This window comes from Polyangium mundeleinium (assembly GCF_028369105.1).
GTDB lineage: Bacteria > Myxococcota_A > Polyangia > Polyangiales > Polyangiaceae > Polyangium > Polyangium mundeleinium.
On the sequence record NZ_JAQNDO010000001.1, the window covers coordinates 6,182,970 to 6,202,765 of the forward strand.

The 19,796-nt window shown below is 69.5% G+C and carries 15 protein-coding genes; 8 read left to right on the forward strand and 7 right to left on the reverse strand.

The genetic code is table 11. The features are described from left to right. Positions 1-26: 26 nt before the first annotated feature. The 3 genes from POL67_RS24630 to POL67_RS24640 all read right to left on the reverse strand — a co-directional run bounded on the left by POL67_RS24630 (position 27) and on the right by POL67_RS24640 (position 3,113). The gene (locus tag POL67_RS24630; RefSeq protein WP_271921162.1) at positions 27-1,181 is read right to left on the reverse strand and encodes a multiheme c-type cytochrome; all 1,155 of its coding nucleotides are present in this window, start codon (positions 1,179-1,181) and stop codon (positions 27-29) included. 424 nt (positions 1,182-1,605) lie between these two features. Beyond that, a complete protein-coding gene (locus tag POL67_RS24635; protein ID WP_271921164.1) occupies positions 1,606-2,733 on the reverse strand; it encodes an RtcB family protein in 1,128 nt (375 codons plus the stop codon). Continuing rightward, positions 2,730-3,113 (reverse strand): ribosome-binding factor A, encoded by a 384-nt coding sequence (locus POL67_RS24640; protein WP_271921166.1) that lies wholly within the window; start codon positions 3,111-3,113, stop codon positions 2,730-2,732. Before POL67_RS24640 ends, POL67_RS24635 begins: the two co-directional genes overlap by 4 nt. 418 nt (positions 3,114-3,531) lie before the next feature. Between POL67_RS24640 and POL67_RS24645 the strand changes: the two genes are divergently transcribed. After that, entirely contained in the window at positions 3,532-3,888 is a 357-nt protein-coding gene (locus POL67_RS24645; protein WP_271921169.1) for a hypothetical protein, read from the forward strand. A 144-nt stretch (positions 3,889-4,032) separates the two neighbouring features. On the opposite strand, the gene POL67_RS24650 is transcribed toward POL67_RS24645, so the two are convergent. Together POL67_RS24650 and POL67_RS24655 are read right to left on the reverse strand one after the other, a co-directional pair. Next, positions 4,033-5,304: an efflux RND transporter periplasmic adaptor subunit gene (locus tag POL67_RS24650; protein WP_271921171.1), complete on the reverse strand. Its 1,272-nt coding sequence runs from the start codon at positions 5,302-5,304 to the stop codon at positions 4,033-4,035. After that, positions 5,301-8,471 carry an efflux RND transporter permease subunit gene (locus POL67_RS24655; protein WP_271921173.1) on the reverse strand — a complete coding sequence of 1,057 codons (3,171 nt, stop codon included), beginning with the start codon at positions 8,469-8,471 and terminating at the stop codon, positions 5,301-5,303. The genes POL67_RS24650 and POL67_RS24655 overlap by 4 nt, the downstream gene beginning before the upstream one ends. A 128-nt stretch (positions 8,472-8,599) precedes the next feature. Here POL67_RS24655 and POL67_RS24660 point away from each other — a divergent pair, with 128 nt between their 5' ends. Further along, positions 8,600-9,496 carry a LysR family transcriptional regulator gene (locus POL67_RS24660; protein WP_271921175.1) on the forward strand — a complete coding sequence of 299 codons (897 nt, stop codon included), beginning with the start codon at positions 8,600-8,602 and terminating at the stop codon, positions 9,494-9,496. Here POL67_RS24660 and POL67_RS24665 read toward each other — a convergent pair. After that, a complete protein-coding gene (locus POL67_RS24665) occupies positions 9,493-11,040 on the reverse strand; it encodes an alkaline phosphatase D family protein (protein ID WP_271921176.1) in 1,548 nt (515 codons plus the stop codon). The genes POL67_RS24660 and POL67_RS24665 overlap by 4 nt on opposite strands. 94 nt (positions 11,041-11,134) lie before the next feature. After that, positions 11,135-12,724 carry a PAS domain-containing protein gene (locus POL67_RS24670; RefSeq protein ID WP_271921178.1) on the reverse strand — a complete coding sequence of 530 codons (1,590 nt, stop codon included), beginning with the start codon at positions 12,722-12,724 and terminating at the stop codon, positions 11,135-11,137. A 110-nt stretch (positions 12,725-12,834) separates the two neighbouring features. Here POL67_RS24670 and POL67_RS24675 point away from each other — a divergent pair, with 110 nt between their 5' ends. From POL67_RS24675 to POL67_RS24700, 6 genes are all read left to right on the forward strand, one after another. Continuing rightward, positions 12,835-14,001: a hypothetical protein gene (locus POL67_RS24675; protein WP_271921180.1), complete on the forward strand. Its 1,167-nt coding sequence runs from the start codon at positions 12,835-12,837 to the stop codon at positions 13,999-14,001. After that, positions 13,982-15,013, forward strand: coding sequence for a hypothetical protein (locus POL67_RS24680; RefSeq protein WP_271921183.1), 1,032 nt, complete (start codon positions 13,982-13,984; stop codon positions 15,011-15,013). The genes POL67_RS24675 and POL67_RS24680 overlap by 20 nt, the downstream gene beginning before the upstream one ends. Positions 15,014-15,973: 960 nt before the next feature. Continuing rightward, positions 15,974-16,603: an RNA polymerase sigma factor gene (locus tag POL67_RS24685; protein WP_271921185.1), complete on the forward strand. Its 630-nt coding sequence runs from the start codon at positions 15,974-15,976 to the stop codon at positions 16,601-16,603. After that, entirely contained in the window at positions 16,600-17,373 is a 774-nt protein-coding gene (locus POL67_RS24690) for a hypothetical protein (protein WP_271921187.1), read from the forward strand. Before POL67_RS24685 ends, POL67_RS24690 begins: the two co-directional genes overlap by 4 nt. A gap of 68 nt (positions 17,374-17,441) precedes the next feature. Then, positions 17,442-18,584: a choice-of-anchor L domain-containing protein gene (locus tag POL67_RS24695; RefSeq protein WP_271921190.1), complete on the forward strand. Its 1,143-nt coding sequence runs from the start codon at positions 17,442-17,444 to the stop codon at positions 18,582-18,584. A gap of 11 nt (positions 18,585-18,595) precedes the next feature. Then, complete coding sequence (locus POL67_RS24700) at positions 18,596-19,789, forward strand: choice-of-anchor L domain-containing protein (RefSeq protein WP_271921192.1); 1,194 nt, start codon at positions 18,596-18,598, stop codon at positions 19,787-19,789. Positions 19,790-19,796: the final 7 nt, after the last annotated feature.

Consider the following 19,796-nt stretch of genomic DNA (forward strand, 5'->3'; position numbering starts at 1 on the left):
GAGAAGGAGGCCAAGCGAAAGGGCGTTTATTTCGCGTCCCACGGAAGTTCCCCCGAATGAAGCAGGACCTCGGACTCGATCTTCGCGTCGGCCGGGTTCGTCCCGGTCCCGACGGTGGCCACACGCTGATACCGCACCCACCAGGAGAGGGTCCCGCGCTGCGGCCCCCCGGAGGGAGGCGTGAGGTCCAGGTCGACGACCCTCGGATCCCGGCCCACGCGGTCGTCCACGGCGAGGTGCCGGCCAGGTTGTCCCGGGATGACGTGAAAATGCCGCGCGAGGTGGCGGACCTCGCGGCGGAGGACGGTCCCACGCTCGTTTTTCAGCTCGCAGCCGACTTCGAGGCGGCGAAACAGGTCCCCGGTGGGAAAATCATGCCCCGGCGCGGGCTGGACGAGCGTGACGCGGAGGGTATCGTCCTCGGCGCGTTCGGCCTTCACGTGCAGGTTGTTCCGTAACCAGACGGGATCACGGACCTCGGCGAAAGCATGCGAGCGGCGGCCCTCGACGCGCGGCATGTGGCAATCGGCGCAAGCCTTCCCAGCCGCAGGCGAGCGCAGGTGCTCGCGCGCCGTGGTCTGCATGAACTGGCCGTCGTCGTTGCCCATGCCCATCGGAAAACGAAATTCGTGACAACCGGAGCAGCCCCCCGTCTGGCTGAAGGCGGTCGAGCGGCGCAAAGGGTGCGGCGCGCGGGCAGCAGCGTCGCCGGGAGAGGCCGCGGCAAGGACAAAACCTTCTTCCGTGACATGGCAGGTCACGCAGCCGACGCCAAGCTCGCTCACGGCCTTGGGCGGGTCGATCCGAGGATCCCCCTCCGGCGCATGGCAGCCGCGGCAGAAGGGCGAGGGCTCGATGGCGAACGCCTTGCGATACGCCGGATTGAGGTTTGATTGCTGATGGTGCGAGCCCTGCCATTGCTTGGCCTCGTCGGCATGGCACGCGATGCACGTCGCATTGAGCGTCACGGCCGCGTCGAGCCGCTTGCGATACGCGCGAGGCATGGGGACGCTCGGCGCGGCCGGCGTGTCGGCCGCGGGCGCGACGTCCACGGGGGCGAGCTCCGCGGCGGAGACGGCCGGAGGCGCCGGCGCCGATGTCGCTTGCCCGTCGTTGAGGACGTCCTCGCGGATGCACCCGGCGAGGAAGCAAAAGGACATCAGCAGGGAAAGGCGCAGCATAGGAACGACCGAAGCAGGCCGCTCCGTGACGTATCACCTTTCCTGTGCTGCGGGAACTGTCCAGTCAGGCGCCTCGCTGGGGTTTCACCCCGGACCCCGACCAGGGGTTGTCCACCCCTGGACCCGGACCAGCGCAAGCGCTGGACGCGGGGTCGATGAACTGCGCGATGCGCAGTTCATCGAACAGCCAGGTCAAGACCAGCGACGACCTTGCCAACCAACGCGGCAGCGCCGCAGGTTCCACCGGCGGCGTGCGCGTCGCCCGCTTGGAACCCACCTCCATGGTCTTGCCACCGGCCCGTGGGAAGAACTGCGCACCGCGCAGTTCTTCCCCCCTCGGTCCAGGCCGTGCCTGGTCCGGGTCGAGGGGCGGACAGCCCCCGCGGGGTCCGGGGCAGCGCCCCGGCTCAAGGCTGCTCGAGGCTCACGCCGCCTTGTACACGAGCACTGGCTGGAGCCTCCGCACGATCCGGACGAGCTCTCGCTGCGCGCGCATCACTGCGGAGATGTCCTTGTACGCGCTTGGCGCCTCCTCGCGCAGCCGATCGGCGATGCGGTGGTCGAACCATACGCCTTCGGCCTCGCGGAGGAGCTGCCGGTGCCCGATGCGCTTGCGCGCCTCGGAACGCGAGAGTGCTCGGCCGGCTCCGTGTGCCGAGGAATCGAGTGCTTCGGGGTGGCCGCGGCCTTCGACGTGAAAGCTCTCGCTCCCCATCGAACCGGGTACCAAGCCGGGCTCGCCTGCTGGCAGGCCCATCGCGCCTTTTCGATGCACCCAAAGCTCGCGCCCGCTGTGTGACTCGCGCCGCACGTGGTTGTGATCGACCTCCATACGCGAGCTTGGATCGGCCTCGATGCCAAAGAGCTCGCCGAAGAGGCTGATTGCCGCGTCGAGCATGCGCGCCCGGCTTGCCTTCGCATACCGGGCGGCCCATTCTGCGGCGTCGAGGTAGGCCCGGCCGGCCTCGCTGTCTGCTTCGAGAAATGCGAGCCCCGAGGGATCACGCTCTGCGCGGCCCTCGTAATGGTGCCGGATGGCCGGACCCATCGCGCGGGAGCCCGAATGTATGAGCAGCCAGAGCGCCTCCTCGTCGTCGCGCTGCACCTCTAGAAAATGGTTTCCCCGGCCGAGCGTGCCGAACTCCATCCGGCCCTCGCGCCGCTTCAGGGCTTCGAGCGCGCCGTCGCCGATCGGCGCCTCTCGAAGCTCGTCCGGCAGCTCCGGCGCCGCTGCGGTCGGGTGCAGGACGTGCGGAATGCGCTCGTACAACCCCGAGAGCAGCCGCGCCGCCCGGTCGCGATCTGCGAGCCGACCGGCGTCCGCTTGGAGCTGCACGGCCACCATTCCGCAGCCGATGTCGCCTCCCACGGCGGCTGGCAAAATTCGCCGCGTCGTGGCCGTCACCGTGCCCACGCAGACCTCCTCGGCGACGTGCGCGTCCGGCATGACCGCGACGTGCACGACATCCTCGGTTCGCGTGAGCCGTGCGAGTGCCGCCCGAAGCTCGGCGCTCATTCCGTCGGGCAGAAAGGTCGCGACGTGTGCGGTCACGATTCTCCTCCCGTCTCGGGCGGCAATACGCGAAAGGTCAACGTCGGCACGCGTTTTCGCGTGATTGCGCTTGCCACCTCCCCGCGCAGATACCCGGCCACTTTCTCCAGCCGCGCCGCCACCTCCTCCGGCGACGCACCCCGCGGCGCTTGCACGATCACCGCGAGCCTGCCTGCGTCGGGTGCGGGCTCCACGTCGGCCACCCACACCTCGAGGAGGACATCGTCCTCGATTCCGGCGAGCGCCTCGCTCACCGCTTCTTGCACCTGCCGGCAGAGCTGGCGCTCTTTGCGCTCGACCTTCCGGTCGTCTGCTGCTCCGAAAAATGAATCTGCATCCCGAGCGGAGCCAGCGCGGCCCCGCGAACGATCTCTCGTCATTCCATGCTCCGACTGCGTGACGAACCCGTGCCTGCCGCGTGTCTTCGCGGCGCGCTTCGTTCGGTCCGGGGTAGGAGCCTCGCCGGCGTCAGCGGGACGTCGGGGCGAGGCTCATCATCGCAATCGGTCGCATGACGGGCCTCCTTCGGAAGCGACAAGATGCATGAAGGCTGGAAGAAATGCAAGAGGGGCTGCGCGGGCGACCCATTGCTTTTCGACGCGTCCACCCACACGCGCGCGATGCGAGCCATTGACTCCGCCCATCGACGTATCCCTGGCCCTCCAGCTCGCATCTTTGCCGAGCTGGGCTGTGCTGGATGCTGAGCGCGAACGCACGTCGGCGGGGCGTGGCCTTTCCATTGCAGGCGGGACGCACGGGGGCGGCGCGGTCGCCGCCTGACGACGACGGAGGCACGTCATGGCGCGTGGGTGGAAACGCGGAGCGGCGACGCTCGGCATCTGGATGGGTTTGATCGGCGCGGCATTCGCGCAAAACGGAGCCGGCGGCGGCGCGGGCCAGAGCAGCGGGGCAGGGCAGGGGCAGGACGATATCGACAACCAGGGGACACAACGCGGCCAGCCGCCCGGCACGCGCACCACCCCCTACACCTGTCCGCCGGGCGACGAGCAACTGGGCGAGGGGCTGGCTTGCCCGCCGGAGGGCCTGCCCGGGTCGCCTCCTGGGCCGGGTGCGATACCTCCGCAGCCGGACACACAACCGCCGAGCCCGGGCACGCCTCCCCCGGCCCCGAAAGCGCCTCGCCCGGTCCCATAAGCGACTCCCCCGGGGGATCGGCTCCCGGGACCGGGGGATCGACTCCCGGGACCGGGGGATCGGCTCCCGGGACCGGGGGATCGACGTTTGGGGGGCAAAAAGGCGCGCCGGGAGGCGGCGGCGGGCGCTGACCGGGCGTCCGGGCTACTTCGGAGGGGGCGCGGGGAGCAAAATTTCGACCGTCGTCCCCTCGAGGAGCTGCACGTTCGCGAGCTTCACGACGCGCTCGGTCCCGTCGAGGCCGGTCGAGACGAGGATCGTCGCGCCCGTGTCGCGTTCGACCGTGATGGGCACGAAGCGGATCTTGTTCTCCGCGTCCACGACCGCCACGCGAAGCCCCTTCGCGTCGTTGAAGAGCGCGGTCGCGGGCACTTCGAGCACCCGGTGCGGCAAGGGCAGGGTGAGCGAGACCTCGGCATACATGCCCGAGAGGAGCTTGTTGTCGGGGTTCGGCACGCGCACCTCCGTGTTCATCGTGCGCGTCGCCGCTTCGAGCGCGCCCGAGGTGCGCGCGACCGTGCCCTCGAAGTTCTGCCCCGGGAACTCCCGCACGGAGACGATGGCCTTCGCGTTCGCCTTCACGCTCGGCGCGATGTCCTGCGGGACGCCGACGAAGACCCGCACGGGGTCCGTCGCGGCGATGCGGAAGAGCGGCGTGCCGTTGCCCGACGAGACGAGCGCCCCCCGGTCGATCGACCGGGTGACGATCGTGCCCGCGAAGGGCGCGACGATCTTCGCGAACCCCTTCAAATCACGGATGCGCTGGATGTTCGCCGATGCGGATGTGATGGAGGCTTGCGCCACGGTCACGCTCGCCGCGTCGACGCGTGCTTGCCCCTGCCGCTGGTCGAGGTCCTCCTGCGAGGCCACGCCCGCGGGCACGAGTTTTTCGTACCGCGCGAGGTTCGACTTCGACAGATCACGGCTCGCCTCGGCCCGGATCAGCGCGGCCTTGGCCTGCGTGAGCTCGGCGCTCGCCTGCGTGAGCTCCCGATCGAGCTCGGGCGTGTCGATCTCGGCGAGGACCTGCCCCTCCGCGACCTTGTCGCCGATGTCGACGTTCCACTTGCGCACGTAGCCGCTCACGCGCGGGTAGACGACCGTCTCTTCGAGCGGCCGGATGCTGCCCGGCAGGACGAGCGAGCGATCACTCGACGTGACCTTCGGCGTGAGGACCTCGACGCGCGGCGCCGTGGTCTCGGCCGCCTTCACGCCCGCTTCGAGCGCCGCGCGGGCGCTCCGGCGGGGCAGGTAGGTCACGGCGAAGACACCCCCGAGCACGAGGGCGAGCGCCGTGCATGCGGCGATCACCTGCGTCCGGGAAAATGCCGCCGGCGGCGGCAGGTCAAAGCCGAGGTCGTCGGCCTTCGGGGTCGACGCGGGATCTTGGATGGGATGCGACTCGTTGGGGCTCATAGCGACTCCGTCAGCGGATCCGTCATGGGCGCTTTCTTGCGGAGGATGCTGTACATCACCGGCACGAAGAAAAGCGTGGTTACCGTCGCGAGGAGGAGGCCGCCGATGACCGCGCGGCCGAGAGGTGCGTTCTGCTCGCCGCCCTCACCGAGACCCGTCGACATGGGGAGCATGCCGATGATCATGGCGAGCGCGGTCATGAGGACGGGCCGGAGGCGCGTCATGCCCGCGGCGAGGGCTGCTGACGTTGCGTCACGTCCGATCGCTCGTTGGTCGTTGGCGAAGGTCACGACGAGGATCGAGTTCGCCGTGGCCACGCCGACGCACATGATCGATCCCATGAGCGCGGGCACGCTCAGCGTGGTGCGCGTGAGGAAGAGCATCCACGCGATCCCCGCGATGGCGCCCGGCAGGGCCATCAGGATGACGAAGGGATCGAGCCACGACTGGAAGTTCACGACCATGAGCAGGTACACGAGCACGATCGCGAACAAGAGCCCGTAGCCGAGGCCGCGGAACGAGGAGTCCATGCTCTCGACCTGCCCCGTCACGGTCACCTTCGTCCCGCGCGGAAGCTCGCCCTGCATGCCGTCGACGAGCTTCGAGACGGCAGTCGCGACGGAGCCGAGGTCGGTGCCCTCGACGTTCGCCTGGACGTCGTAGGTCCGCGCCACGTTGTAGTGCGTGACGTTCACGGGCCCGGTGCCGCGCTGGACCTGCGCGACGTTCGAGAGGAGCTGAGGCCTCCCGTCGCCGGTCGAGAGCGGCGTCGCGTTGAGGGCGTCGACCGAGCCCACCGCGTACTGGGGCGTCTGCACGGCGACGAGGTACTGCACGCCGCGTTTGTCGAGCCAGTAGCTCGGCGAGACCTGCCCGCTCGACGAGAGCGAGACCAGGATGTCGCTGGCGACGTCACGTTGCGTAAGGCCCATCTGGTCGGCCATCGTCCGATCGACCTCGATGCGGAGCTGCGGCCGGCGCAAGACCTGGGCGAGGTGGACGTCGACCGCGCCAGGGATCTGCTTCATGCGCGCGACGAGGTTCTCCGCGACGGCGTACGTGTCCTCTTCCTTGCCGATCGGCCCGACGACGCGGACGTTGATGGGGGCGGGGAGGCCGAAGTTCAGGACCTGCGTCGTGATGTCGGGCGGGAGGAAGAAGAAGGTCGAGTCGGGGTAGCTCGTGTTGAGCTTCTCGCGGAGCTTCTGGACGTACGCCTCGGTCGGCGCGTGGCCCTTCTTCAGCGAGATCAGGATCTGCCCGTCGGCCGAGGAGATGAGCGCGCCCTCGCTCAGCGAGAGGTTGATGCCGCTCGCCGGGATGCCGATGTTGTCGATCATCGTCTCGATCTCGCGCGGGGGGATGACCTCGCGGATCGTGTCCTCGATGCGGGCGAAGTGATGCTCGCTCTCTTCGAGGCGCGTGCCCGGCGCGCCGCGGACGTGGAGCTTGATGAGCCCCGCGTCGACGCGCGGGAAGAAGTCGCGCCCGAGGAGCGGGAAGAGCGAGACGGACGCGGCGACGAAGAGGAGGAAGCCGCCCACGAACGCGACGCGATGCGCGAGCGTCCACGCGAGGAGCTTTCCGTAGGACGTGCGCAGCCGATCGAAGGCGTGGTTGAACCGCACGAAAATGCGGCCGAACACGCTCTTCGGCGCCTCGTGATGGCCGGGGGCGTGTTCCTCGGCCTCGCGCGCCAGCAAGAGCCGGACGAGCGTGGGCACGAGCGTCCGGGACAGGACGTACGACATGAGCATCGCGAAGACGACGGCCAGCGCGAGCGGGATGAAGAGCGACTTCGCCGCGCCCGTGATGAACGCGACCGGCACGAACACGATGCAGATGCACAAGGTGGAGACGAGCGCGGGGACCGCGATCTCCTGGGCGCCGTCGACGATCGCGCGGATGAACGACTTCTTCTGGCCGAGGTTTCGATGGATGTTCTCGATCGCGACCGTGGCGTCGTCGACGAGGATGCCGACGGCGAGCGCCATGCCGCCGAGCGTCATCGTGTTCAGCGTGTGGCCGAGGGCGTTCAGGATGATGATCGAGACCAGGATCGAGAGCGGGATCGAGAGCACGACGATGAGCGTGCTCCTCCAGCTCCCGAGGAAGAGCAGGATCATCAGCGCCGTGAGCACGGCGGCGATGAGCGCCTCGTGCACGACGCCCTCGACGGCGGCGCGCACGAAGAGCGACTGATCGAAGAGGAGCGTCGCCCGGAGGTCCTTGGGCAGCTTCTCCATCGTCCCCGGCAGCATCTCGCGGATGCGCCCGGCGACGTCGAGCGTGCTCGCGTTGCCGCCCTTCAGCATGGTCATGAGCACGCTGCGCTGGCCGCCGACGTGCACCATGCTTTGCTGCGGCGCGTTGCCGTCACGGATGTTCGCGACGTCCCGCACGTAGATCGTTTTGCCGTCGACGGTCTTGAGCGGCAGGTTGCCGAGCTCCTCGAGCGCGGCGGGGCTCGAGTTCATGATGACGGGGTACTCGTTTTCCCCCATCTTCGCCGAGCCGGCCGGCAGGATGACGTTCTGCAGACCAATGACCGCGTTCACGTCGCGCGGCGACAGGCCCCACGCGTAGAGGCGCGCCGGATCGATGTCGACCATGATCTGGCGCTGCTTGCCGCCGTAGGGCCAGGGGATCTGGACGCCCTTGATGGTCGCGATGTCGGCGCGGATGAAGTTGACGCCGTAGTCGAAGAGCTGCTGCTCGCTCAGCGATTCGCTCTCCAGCGCGGCCTGCATGATCGGCACGTTGGAGGCGCTGTAGCGGATGACGAGCGGCGGCGTCATGCCCGGCGGCATCTGGCGGATCGCGACCTGCGAGGCCGCGGTGATCTGCGCCGTCGCGGCCTCGACGCTCGCGCCGGGCTGGAGGTACACTTTTACGATCGCGATGCCCGTGAGCGATTGGCTCTCGACGTGCTCGATGTCGTTGACGATGGTCGTGAGGAAACGCTCGTAGTTGTTGACGACGCGCTTCTCCATCTCCTCGGGCGGCAAGCCGCCGTAGTTGAAGATCACGGAGATCACGGGGATGTCGATCTCCGGAAAGATGTCGGTCGGCATCCGGAGGATGGTGAACACCCCCGTGAGGACGATGAGCATCGACATCACGATGAAGGTGTATGGGCGCTTGAGCGCAGTGACGACGAGCCACATGTGCCACTCCCTGCGGCCCTCGGAAGACCTGCCCGGAAAAACGGGACGACCCGAGGGCCCGGGAAGCTTCCTGGGGTCGGTCGCCACGGTCCAATGCATTCCGGGGCATCGTCTGATACCCTGTGGGTATGGAACTGCGCCATCTGCGCTACTTCTTGACGGTCGCCGAGGAGAAACACTTCGGCCGCGCCGCGCGGAGGCTTCGGATGACGCAGCCCCCGCTGAGCCGGCAGATCCAGGAGCTCGAGGCCGAGCTCGGCTTCGAGCTCTTCGATCGCGCGCGGAGGCAGGTGGAGCTCACGGCCGCCGGCGTGGTGTTCCTCGGTCGTATTCGTGGCGTCCTCGAAGGGCTCGATCAGGCCGTGCACGAGGCCCGGCGCGCGAGCGTCGGGGAGATCGGGCGGGTGGCCGTGGGCTACATCTCGTCGCTGGCCTACAGCGGCATCACCGACCTTTTGCGCGCCTTTCACGAGCGGTTCCCGGGGGTCGAGATCGCCCTGCGCGAGATGTCGCCGCAGGCGCAGCTCGACGCCATCAAGGAGGGGTGGATCGACGTGGGCCTCGTGCGTGGATTGGTGGACGACGCGTCGTTCGCCTCCGCGTGCGTGGCGCGGGATCCGCTGGTGGTGGTGCTGCCGGACGGGCACCGGCTCGCCGAGCACAAACGGATCCGGCTCGGGATGCTCGCGCACGAGCCGTTCGTCATTTTCCCGCGGCAACGGGGCCCGGCGTTTTTTGATCAGATCATGTCGCTCTGCCGCGACGCCGGCTTCACGCCGCGGATCGTGCAGGAGGCGCCGCAGCTCGACGACATCGTGAGCCTCGTCGCCGCGGGGTTCGGCGTGGCGATCATGCCCGGCTCGATCCGCCGCGCCGGCCGCAAAGGCCTCGCCATCCGGCCCATCGCGGGCGCGCCGCGCGCGACGCTCTACATTGTATGGCGCGCCGACGACACAGCCCCGGCGCTCCGGGAGTTCATCGGCTTCGTGCGGAGTGTGTTCGTGAAGAAAAAGACCGCCGATTAACGACGGACCGCGAGCGTCGGGAGCGCGATCGGCTGATCGAAGAGGACACGGCCCTTCTCGTCCTTGCAAACGAGCAGGACCTCGGAGCCCGCGCGATCGAGATCGACGTCGATGAGCCCGTAATTGCAGCGATCGACGACCTCGGCGACGAGGTATCGATCCTTGCCGGCGATCGACTCCATCCACGGATCGTTCGCGAGCGGGCTCGTGGTGAGCTCCCACCATTCGGGCCCGCGGCGGCCGTGCAAATCGCGTCCCTCCTGGTGGAAGAGGTTCGCCATGTGCAGATCGCCGCTGACGAAGACGACGCCGCGGATGTCACGCGCCTCGATTTCGCCGAGCAACCCTTCGAGCTCCTGGGGGGCGTCGCGGCGGAAGCATTCCCATTCCTTCGCGACCGCGGCGTCGGCCAGGACCTGCGTGGGCGAGGCGATGATCTTGACGGGCGCGGTGCTCCGGGCGAGGGATTCGACGAGCCAGACGAGCTGCGACTCGCCGAGCAGGGTATGCGCGGGCTGATTCCGATACCAGCGGCTGTCGAGGAGGAAGAGCTCGGCCGGGCCCATGCGCACCGAGGAGAACACGCCGGCGGTCCCGTTCGTGCCCCAGCGGGCATTGGCCCAGGAGCGGCGGAACGCGCGGAACGCCATGTCCTTGCCGGAGAACCGATTGTCGGCGTCGTTGGGGCCGAAATCGTGGTCGTCCCATACGCCGACGGTCGGCAACGCGGAGACGAGGCGCCGGAACGAGGGATTGTTGCGGGCGCGGAGCTGGGCGAGCATCATGGCGTGCTCGCTTTGCCAGTCGAACGAATAATAATAGGTGTTGTCGCCGATCATCGCGAGGCAGGCCGGCGCGTCGCGCTCGATGGCCTCGAGGATGGGGAGATCGGTGTGATGGTAGAAGCAGAGGCACGAGCCGAACGCGATGCGCACGGCGCGCGTGTCGGGGGCAGGGGCGAGCGAGAGCGGCCGCGCCGGCGTCTTTCCGTGCGTGCTTTCGAACCAGTAGGTGTAGGGGACGCCGGGGCGTAGACCCTCGACGTGGAAGACCTGGCAGAGCCATTCATTCCAGGCGGGCGTCCGGGCGATGCGGGAGACCTCGCCGTCGGGCGTCGCGACCACGAGCGTGAGGGGCGAGGTGCAGCGGGCCTGGGCCCAGATCCACGCGCCCTGCGTGGAGACCTCGCCGATCATCGGTCCGGCGAGGAGCGGGCCCTCGGTGAGGCTGTTCCAGCCGCCGGGAAAGCCGCCCCGATCCGCGGGCGCGAGCTCGAGCCGCACGCCGTTCCAGGGGCCGCTGCCGCCGCCCTCCCAGGTGCCGCGGAACCCATTGGCGCCGCGATCGAATTCGAAGGAAAACGTCCCCTCGCTCGCGTTCCCTTTCTGCACCCAGGTGCCGCGGAGCGAATTCCCCTGGAGTGTGCCCACGACGGAGCCCTCCTGGTGGGTGTATTGGCCTGTCACTTTGTCGCCGCGCGCTTCGAGCCGCAGCGTGCCGAACGTGGTGGAATAGGATCCCGTGATGGGAAGCGGTGAATCCATAGGTCTTAAGCCCTCCCCTGTGCCGCAGTCTACCACCTCCCCGCGCCCCGGGCAGCATGTTCCCGTCGCCCGCGCATGCCTCGGCGCGGCGGACTCAGCGGCGGCCGCGGGTGCGCGTGATCGCGTGCGTCACGCCCTGCTGCAAGCTGCTCAGCGTCTTGATTCCGCGCATGTCGACGCCGAGCTCGATGATCGTGCGCGCCGCCGCAGGCCGTACGCCCGTGAGCACGACCTCCGCCCCGAGCAGCGCCGCCGCCTGCGCTGCCTGCACGAGGCCCGTCGCGACCTCGGCGTCGACCTCCCGCAGGCCCGTGATGTCGAGGATCGCGACCTCGGCCCGATGGGCGCCCACGCCGTCGAGCAACGTCTCCAGCACGAGCCCGGCCCGCGCCGCGTCGATGGCCCCGACGAGCGGCATGAGCACGACCCCGCTCGCGATCGGCAAGAGCGGCGTCGAGAGCGCCCGCAGCGCCGTGTGTTGCGCCTCGATGATGCGCTGGGCGAGCTGCTCCCGCTCCTCTTCGGCGCGCTTGCGCGAGGTGATGTCGAGGGCGATCCCGCAGACGGCGTACGGCGCCCCGTCCTCGTCGAAGAGCGGGAACTTCGAGGCCATGTAGACGTGAATGCCGTCCTTGCCCGGAATGATCTCCTCGCTGTTGAGCGGGCGCCCCGCCGCGAGCGCTTCGCGGTCGTTGTCGCGGTTCTGCTGGGCGGCCTCGGGCGGAAGGAAATCCGCGTCGCGCTTGCCGAGGGTCCACCCGCGGGAGAAGCCGAAGAGATCGTCGAATTGGCGGTTGACGAAGGTGAAGCGGCCTTCGAGGTCCTTGACGAAAACGACGATGGGCGCGTTGTCGAGAATGGCCTGGACCTCGGCGCGGCTGCGTTCGAGCCGGTCCTGGTCTTCCCGATGCGCGGTCACGTCGTAGCCGCTCGCCACGATGGCGACGGCGCGGCCCTCGCCGTCGAGCACACGATCGACGTTCCACTGGAGGAGCCGGACCGTCCCGTCGCGCGCGATGACCGGGTTCTCGCCGTGCCGCGTCGGCTCACCCGCGAGCACCTTGCGCATGTCGGCCCGCACGCTCTCGTGGACCTCGGGCGGCAGGAACGTGCCCACGTACTCCTTGCCGAGCGCCTCGTCCCTGGAGCAACCATAAATGCGCTCGGCCTCCCCATTCCACTCGGAAATGCGACCGTCCTCGTCGATGATCACGATGACGTTGCCGATCGCGCCGACGAGGCTGCGAAAGCGCGCCGCGCCGTCCCGGCATCGCGCCGCGGCGACCTCGGCGTAGTGCCGGCCGATGGCCTCGAAGGCCGTGTCGAAGCACCCCGACAGGCGTTCGATCCCCTCGGCCGCGAACGGGTGCTCGGCGAGCGCGCGGAGCGAAACGCGCAGCCAATGGCGCCGGCAGAGGGTGACCGCCCGGACGACCTCCTCGGCCGTCGCGCCCCGCCGCGCGAGATCCACGAAATGGGCCGTGATCGCGCTGGCCTCGGCCTCGCCGGCGAGCACGCGGATCGTGGTCGCCGCAGCCCCCTCGACCCACGTTGTGGTCTCGGCCTCGCCTGCCTTCCCGAGGAACGGGATCTCTGCCGCTGCGTCCCGGGAAATCGCGGCGCAGACCTCGCGCTCCTGGCTCGAAAGGAACGCGAGATACGCGCTCGGCGTGCGATCGCTCATGATTTCAGCTCCGAGCAGCCAGGCAACCAAACTCCCCCGAGGCCGTCAACTGCGAAGCGTCCATTTCTTGCGGGGTCCAGGCGGGCGCAAGGGATGGTAGCGTGTGTCCCATGACCAGCATGCCCATGGCTCCGTCGCGACCTCTCGAACCGTCGCGCACCCGAGGCTCGCCGGGCCGCTGGGCCGAGTTTTTCCTCGTGGGCGGCGTGACGCCGTTCCTGTTTCCCCTCTCCTGGTTGCTCCGGCGCGCCTTCGGGCTCGACCCGGCGGAATATGCAGTCGGCTTCCTCATGTTCCACGCGGCGTTCGTCATCAACGATCCGCACTTCGCGGTCACGTACCTCCTCTTTTACAAGGACGTGAAGGCCCGCGCGATCGGCTCTGCCTTTCGCGGGGCGCAGCGGGTTCGATACCTCGTCGCGGGCTTCGGGGTCCCGCTGCTCCTCGGCGGCCTTTCGATCGGGGGGCTCGCCACGCGTTCGGCGTTCACGTTGAGCTTGCTCTTCCGGCTGATGTTTTTCCTGGTCGGCTGGCACTACGTGAAGCAAGGGTTCGGCGTTTTCACGGTGCTCGCGGCGCGGCGCGGGGTTCGTTTCGCCCCGCGCGAGCGGCTCGTGGTGCTCGCGCACTGCTTTGCCGGCTGGGCGTACGCCTGGGCGAGCCCGGCGGATCCAGGGCGGGAGGTGGAGGAGAAGGGCGTCGTCTACACCACCCTCGCGCATCCCGTTTGGCTCGAACACCTCACGCACGTGGTGTTTTTATCGACGCTGCTCCCGCTCGCGTGGGTCCTATTCCAGAAGTGGCGGCGCGAGGGGCGCCTGCCCATTCTGACGCCGCTCACCGCGCTGCTTTGCAGCATCTGGTCGTGGTCGATCTACTCGAGCATGGATCCGCTGGTGCGGTATGTCATTCCGGCGCTGCACTCGGTGCAATACCTGTATTTCGTCTGGCTCATGAAGGGGAACGAGGCGCGGGAGCGCGAGGGCCCGCCCTGGTTCGAGCGCTCGGCGCGGACGCGCCTCGGCATCCTCGCGGTGTCGGCCCTCGGGCTCGGTTGGCTTCTCTTCCACGGCGCGCCCACGGCGCTCGACGAGGCGCTCGGGCCACGCGGAAAAGCCGTCTACGAGGACTTCGGGCCCACGCCGTATTTCGCGGCGCTCTACGGCTTCGTGAACATCCACCACTACTTCATGGACACCGTCCTCTGGCGTCGCGAGAACCCGGAGACACGGTACCTGCAAGAGCCGGCCCTCGGCGATGAGCGGCGCGCGTCCTGATCGAGCGCCGAAGCGGCTCGCGCGAGCCGCGGTCGTCGCCGCCCTGCTGCTCGCGGCGCGGCCCTCCCAGGGCGAGCTCGCCCCGGTCCGGCTCGTGTACACGGCCCCCGCCCGTTGTCCCAGCGCCGAGGATTTCCTCGCAGCCGTGCGGGCCGAGGTGCCCGACCTACACGTGGCCAAGGACGGGGAGGAGGCGCGGACGCTGACGGCGAGCCTGTTCGAGGAGAACAGGGGGCGGCTGCGGGGGGAGCTGCGCATCGAGGTGCCAGGAGGGGAGAGCTCGCTGCGAGAGGTGTCCGGCGAGAGCTGCGAGGAGGTGATGGAGGCGCTTTCCCTGGTGACGGCGCTGGCCATCGAGGGAGGGCTCAACCAGCCGATCGAGCTGCCGCCGCCACCGCCACCGCCACCGCCACCGCCACCGCCACCGCCGCCGCCGCCGCCACCGCCACCGCCGCCGCCGCCGCCGCCATCGCCGCCACCGGGGGCTGCACACCACGTCCAGGTCGGCGTGCAGGGAGCCGTCTGGAGCGCGCTCGCCCCCGAGCCCGCCTGGGGCCTCGTCCTCTTCGCCGAACGGGCCTCCTGGGGCCACACAGGCCTCGCGCCCGCCTTCCGCCTCGGCCTGGCCATCGCCCAAAGCCCGACCACCGAGACCGACGGCGGAGCCGCCCGCTTCCGCTGGATCGCCGCCCATCTCTCAGGCTGCCCCTTCACCTGGGCCATCGGCCCCGTCGTCACACGGCCCTGCGCCGGCATCGACCTCGGCGCCCTCCAAGGCCAAGGCCTCACCATCGTCAACCCCCAACAAGCAACACGCCCCTGGCTCGCCGTGACCGCCGCAGGCCGGCTCCAAGCCCGGCCCCTGCCATCCCTCTCCCTGGAAGCCGAAGCCGGGCTCGTCGTGCCCCTCATCCGCGAGCTCTTCGGCTTCGAAGACCCCCGGCGCATCCTCCACGCAACCCCCGCCCTCGGAGGCTACGGCGCAATCGGGGCAGGGTGGGTGTTCTGGTGAGGATGGGTCTCAGGCTGGGGGCGCGGAGCTGGGGCGTTGCCCCAGGCCCCACCGGGGCTGTCCGCCCCTGGACCCGGACCAGCGCAAGCGCTGGACTCGGGGTCGAGGAACTGCGCGGAGCGCAGTTCCTCGAACAGCCGCAAGTCAAGACTGCCAACGACCCTGCCCACCAAGACCACGGCGCTGCAGGATGGAGGGCGCAGAGCGCGCTCGGGGACCTCCGGGGCCGTCGAACGGGAGGCGGCCTCGCGGAGGGAGACTTGCCGCGCCGCAAGTCGGCGTCTCCAGAGGGGTGTCTTCGAGCCGCGGCGCCGTCGATCAGGTGCAGGTGAGCGCGGAGGGCCGCCTGCAGCGCCGCAGGGCAGAGGACGCGCCCGGGGAGCAGCGGTTCACGACGCCCAAGGTCGGCAGGCGCTCGGACGGGGGCCAGGTTGCGGCGCGGCAGGCGGCAATCCCCGAGGAGCGATCACGATCTTGCGGGGACGCAAGGCCTTCCGCGCCCGGTGCTGACCCCATGAGGGACCTGGAGCTGAGGATGGGTCTCAGGTTGGGGGCGCGGAGCTGGGGCGTTGCCCCAGGCCCCACCGGGGCTATCCGCCCCTGGACCCGGACCAGCGCAAGCGCTGGACGCGGGGTCGAGGAACTGCGCGATGCGCAGTTCCTCGAACAGCCGCAAGTCAAGACTGCCAACGACCCTGCCCACCAAGACCGCAGCGCTGCAGGTTCAACCGGCAGCGTGCCCCTTGCCAGCTTGAGACCCCCCTCCATGGTCTTGCCACCGGCCCGTTGGAAGAACTGCGCACCGCGCAGTTCTTCCATCACCGGTCCAGGCCGTGCCTGGTCCGGGTCGAGGGGCGGACAGCCCCCGCGGGGACCGGGGCAGCGCCCCGGCGCGACGCCCCACGACGAGACCTGTCGTTTTCGTGATCGAAACGCGGTCCTTGCGACATCGGGGGGACGATGACGACTGTGGGGACCACGCGGGAGGGCGGCGAGGGGGTGGATTGGACCCTCTCGTCGCCGCTCTCGGTTGCCCCGGTGGATGGGGAGGCTGCGGCGCGCTTCCGGGCGATTCGGGATGAGCATTTCGAGTTTGTTTGGCGCTCGGTGCGCCGCCTCGGGGTGCCGGATGCCGACGTGGACGATGCTGCGCAACAGGTCTTCATCGTCCTGAGCCGACGGCTCGAGGAGATTGCTCCTGGCAGTGAGCGGGCCTTCCTGTTTGGGACGGCGATGCGTGTGGCCATGCAGGTCCGGCGAACGGTGCGGCGCCGGGGCGAGGTCTCGCTTTCGGGGGAGGATGAGGCGCCGGGGCTTCCGCTGGAGCCGCCGGATACGGGGCCTGATGCGGAGGAGCTGCTTGCGCAGCGGCGGGCTCGGGCGATGCTGGACGAGGTCCTGGAGTCGCTGCCGCTCGACGTGCGTGCGGTCTTCGTCCTGTTCGAGCTTGAAGAGATGCGGGTCCCGGAGATTGCGAGCTTGCTTGGGATCCCGCTCGGGACGGCGGCGTCTCGCCTGCGCCGTGGCCGTGAGCTCTTCCAGGCGGAGCTCTCGCGGATCCAGGCGCGCAAGAAACGGAGCATTCGATGACGGATCCCGAGCGACTCGTCGAGGGGGACGACCTGGGGGCGGAGCTCTTGCGCTCGGCTCGTACGCTCGACGCGAGGCATGCCCGCGAGCGGAGAGCTGCGCTGATTGGCGCTGCTGCGGGGCTCGGCGCGATTGCGGCGACGAAGGCGGCTTCGGCTGGGACGACGAAGGGCTTGTTGCAGGGGGTGTTCGCGAAATGGATCGCGCTCACGATCGGCGTGTCGGCCCTCGGCCTTGGGATTGCGGTCGGCGTGGCGGCGGGCGAGGGCGACGTCCCCGTTGCGGCGAGCCGATTTGCACCGGCGTGGCGGGAGCGCCCGTCCCCGGTCGCCGTAGCATCCGCCCCGGAGACCAACGAGATCAACGAGACCGCCGAGACGCCCCCCGAAGCCCCACGCGCGCCGCAAGAACCGGCGCCCGCCGAGCCGACGGCACCGCCCAAAGGAAAACGTGCCCCCGCGGCCCCCGCGCCGAGCGCTTCGGCTGACCGCGCTGCGCGCCTCGCGGCAGAACTCCAGGCCTTGCGTGTCGCGCGTGAGGCGCTCGCTTCCGGCGACGGCCCCCGCACCCTCCACGCGCTCGATGACTACGCCACGAGGTTTCCGCGCGGCCACCTTGCCCTGGAGGCCGAGGTTCTTCGAATCGAAGCGCTCTCCCGCGCCGGCGACGCTTCGGCCGCCGCCCGTGCCCGCCGCTTCCTCGAAGCGCACCCGCAGAGCCCGTATGCCGAGCGCCTCCGCCCTCTCGCCGGCGGCCCGTCGATTCCGTGATCGATTCGGCCCTCCCCGGCCATCGGTAGCGTCGGCCCCTCTTTTCACGTCGGCATAGGAGACCCCCCATGCAAAATCGACTTGCTCTTTCCACGTTGTCGCTCTCGCTTGCGTCCTTGCTCGTGCTCGCCGCGTGCGGCAGCACCGTCGCCGAGGGCGGCGGCGGCGACGGCGACGGCGGCACTGGCGCGGCCCCCGATCCCGACACCTCGAGCAGCAGCTCCGGCACCCCGACGGCGGGCCCCGGCGGCAGCGGCGGCACAGGCGGCACGGGTGGGACGGGTGGCACAGGTGGCTCGGGTGGCTCGGGCGGCGGGACGGGCGGCTCGGGTGGCGCGCCGCCCGACGATTTCGGCCCCCCCAAGTGCGACGACAACCTCGCCCTCGACGACGCCGATCCGTACAACGCCGCCAAGGCGATCGAGATCTGCAAATTGTCGAATGGCCCGAATAGCTGGGGCCTCATCGAGGCCAAGTGGGTGCTGCCCGACGGCTCGGACATCCCGGTGGGCTCCGAGGCGAACTATGCCCTCGGCCACGCCATCTACGACAGCTTCGGCCCCAACGTGGCCACGCGCAAAGGCGACCGCATGCTCGGCATCTCCAATGGCGCCGCGCGCCGCCCGACCGATCCCAATTACACGGCCCCGAGCGGCGGCTTCGCCAAGAATTACACGCACGACGCGCCCGACGGCTTCCCGAAGCCCTCGCCGGCCTGCCCCGGCGTCATCACGGGCCAGCCCTACGACGGCGTGGCCCTCGAGGTCACGCTCCGTGCTCCGAACGTCGCGCACGGCTTCGCCTTCGACTTCACCTACTACACCGCCGAGTACCCGGCCTTTACCTGCTCCACCTTCAACGACGCCTTCGTCGCCTTGCTCTCGCCGACGCCCGCGGGCCAGACCGACGACAACATCTCCTTCGACTCCCTGGGCAACTTCATCAGCGTGAACAACGTCTTCCTCGACGTCTGCAGCAGCCCGAGCTGCGCGTTCGGCCCGGGGCAGCTCACGGGCACGGGCTTCGAGAACAACGGCGCCACCGGCTGGCTCACGACCTCCGCGCCCATCACGGGCGGTGACACCTTCACCCTGCGCTTTGCCACCTACGACAACGGCGACGCGATCATGGACAGCGCCACCCTCATCGACCACTTCCGCTGGAGCACGCAGCCGGCCAGCGTCGTAGCCACCGAACGCCCGATGGAGTGATCCTCTCGCCCATGCGCACAAGGCCCCTCCCGCTCTCCCTCCTGTCCGCGCTCGCCGCGCTCGCCGCGCTTGCCGCTGCCTGCGGCCAATTCGTCTCGCTCGGCGGCGGCAGCGGCAGCGGGGGAGCGGGCGGCGGCCCCGATTCGGGGGATCCCGAAAGCAGCAGCACGAGCGACGGTAGCTCCGTGACCACGAGCGCCACGACCGGGAACGGCGGTGGCGGCAGCGGCGCCGGCGGGGAGGGCGGGGCGTCGTCGTCCAGCGGCAGCGGCAGCGGCAGCGGTGGAAATGGCGGCAGCGGGACCTCGCCGTGCGACGACGACCTCGCGCTCGACGACGCGGATCCGTTCCATGCCGCGCAGGCCATCGAGATCTGCACGCTCGCCGCGGGCCCGGACAGCGCGGGCTTGCAGGATGCGCGCTGGGTGCTCCCCGACGGCGACCCCATTCCCTCGGGATACGACCTCCCTTATGCGCTCGGGCACGGCCTCTTCGACGGTTTTGGCCCGAACGTGCTCCCGCGGGCTGGAAAACGATTGCTCGCGCTCTCCAGCGGCGCCGCCCGCCGTCCCGGCGATCCCGGCTACACGACCCCGATGGCCGGGTATACCAAGAACTACTCGCACGCCGCGCCGGAGGGGTTTCCGAAAAGCTCGCCGGCGTGCCCCGGCGTCCTCACGGGCCAGCCCTATGACGGCGTGGCCCTGGAGGTGACACTCCGCGCCCCGATGGGCACCGTGGGCTTCTCATTCGAATTCAACTATTACACCACCGAGTTCCCGGCCTTTACCTGCTCCACCTTCAATGACGCCTTCGTCGCGTTGCTCTCGCCGCCGCCGCCGGGACAAACCGACGGCAACATTTCCTTCGACGGCCAGGGCAACGTCATCAGCGTGAACAACGTCTTTCTGGAGGTGTGCGCCTGCCAGGGCGGCCCGCCCTGCAGCGTCGGCGGCGCGGTCTATCCTTGCAGCCTCGGCACGAGCGAGCTTTTGGGGACGGGATACGATTCGGGGTCGGGGAACGGCGCCACGGGCTGGCTCACCACCACCGCGCCAATGCAGGGGGGCAAGACGTTCACCATCCGTTTCGCCGTCTACGATTCCGGCGACGCCGTGCTCGACAGCGCCACGCTCATCGACCATTTCCGCTGGATCAGCACGGGCGAGCCGGTCGTGAAGACCTACCGGCCCGTGCCTCCGTGATCCGCTT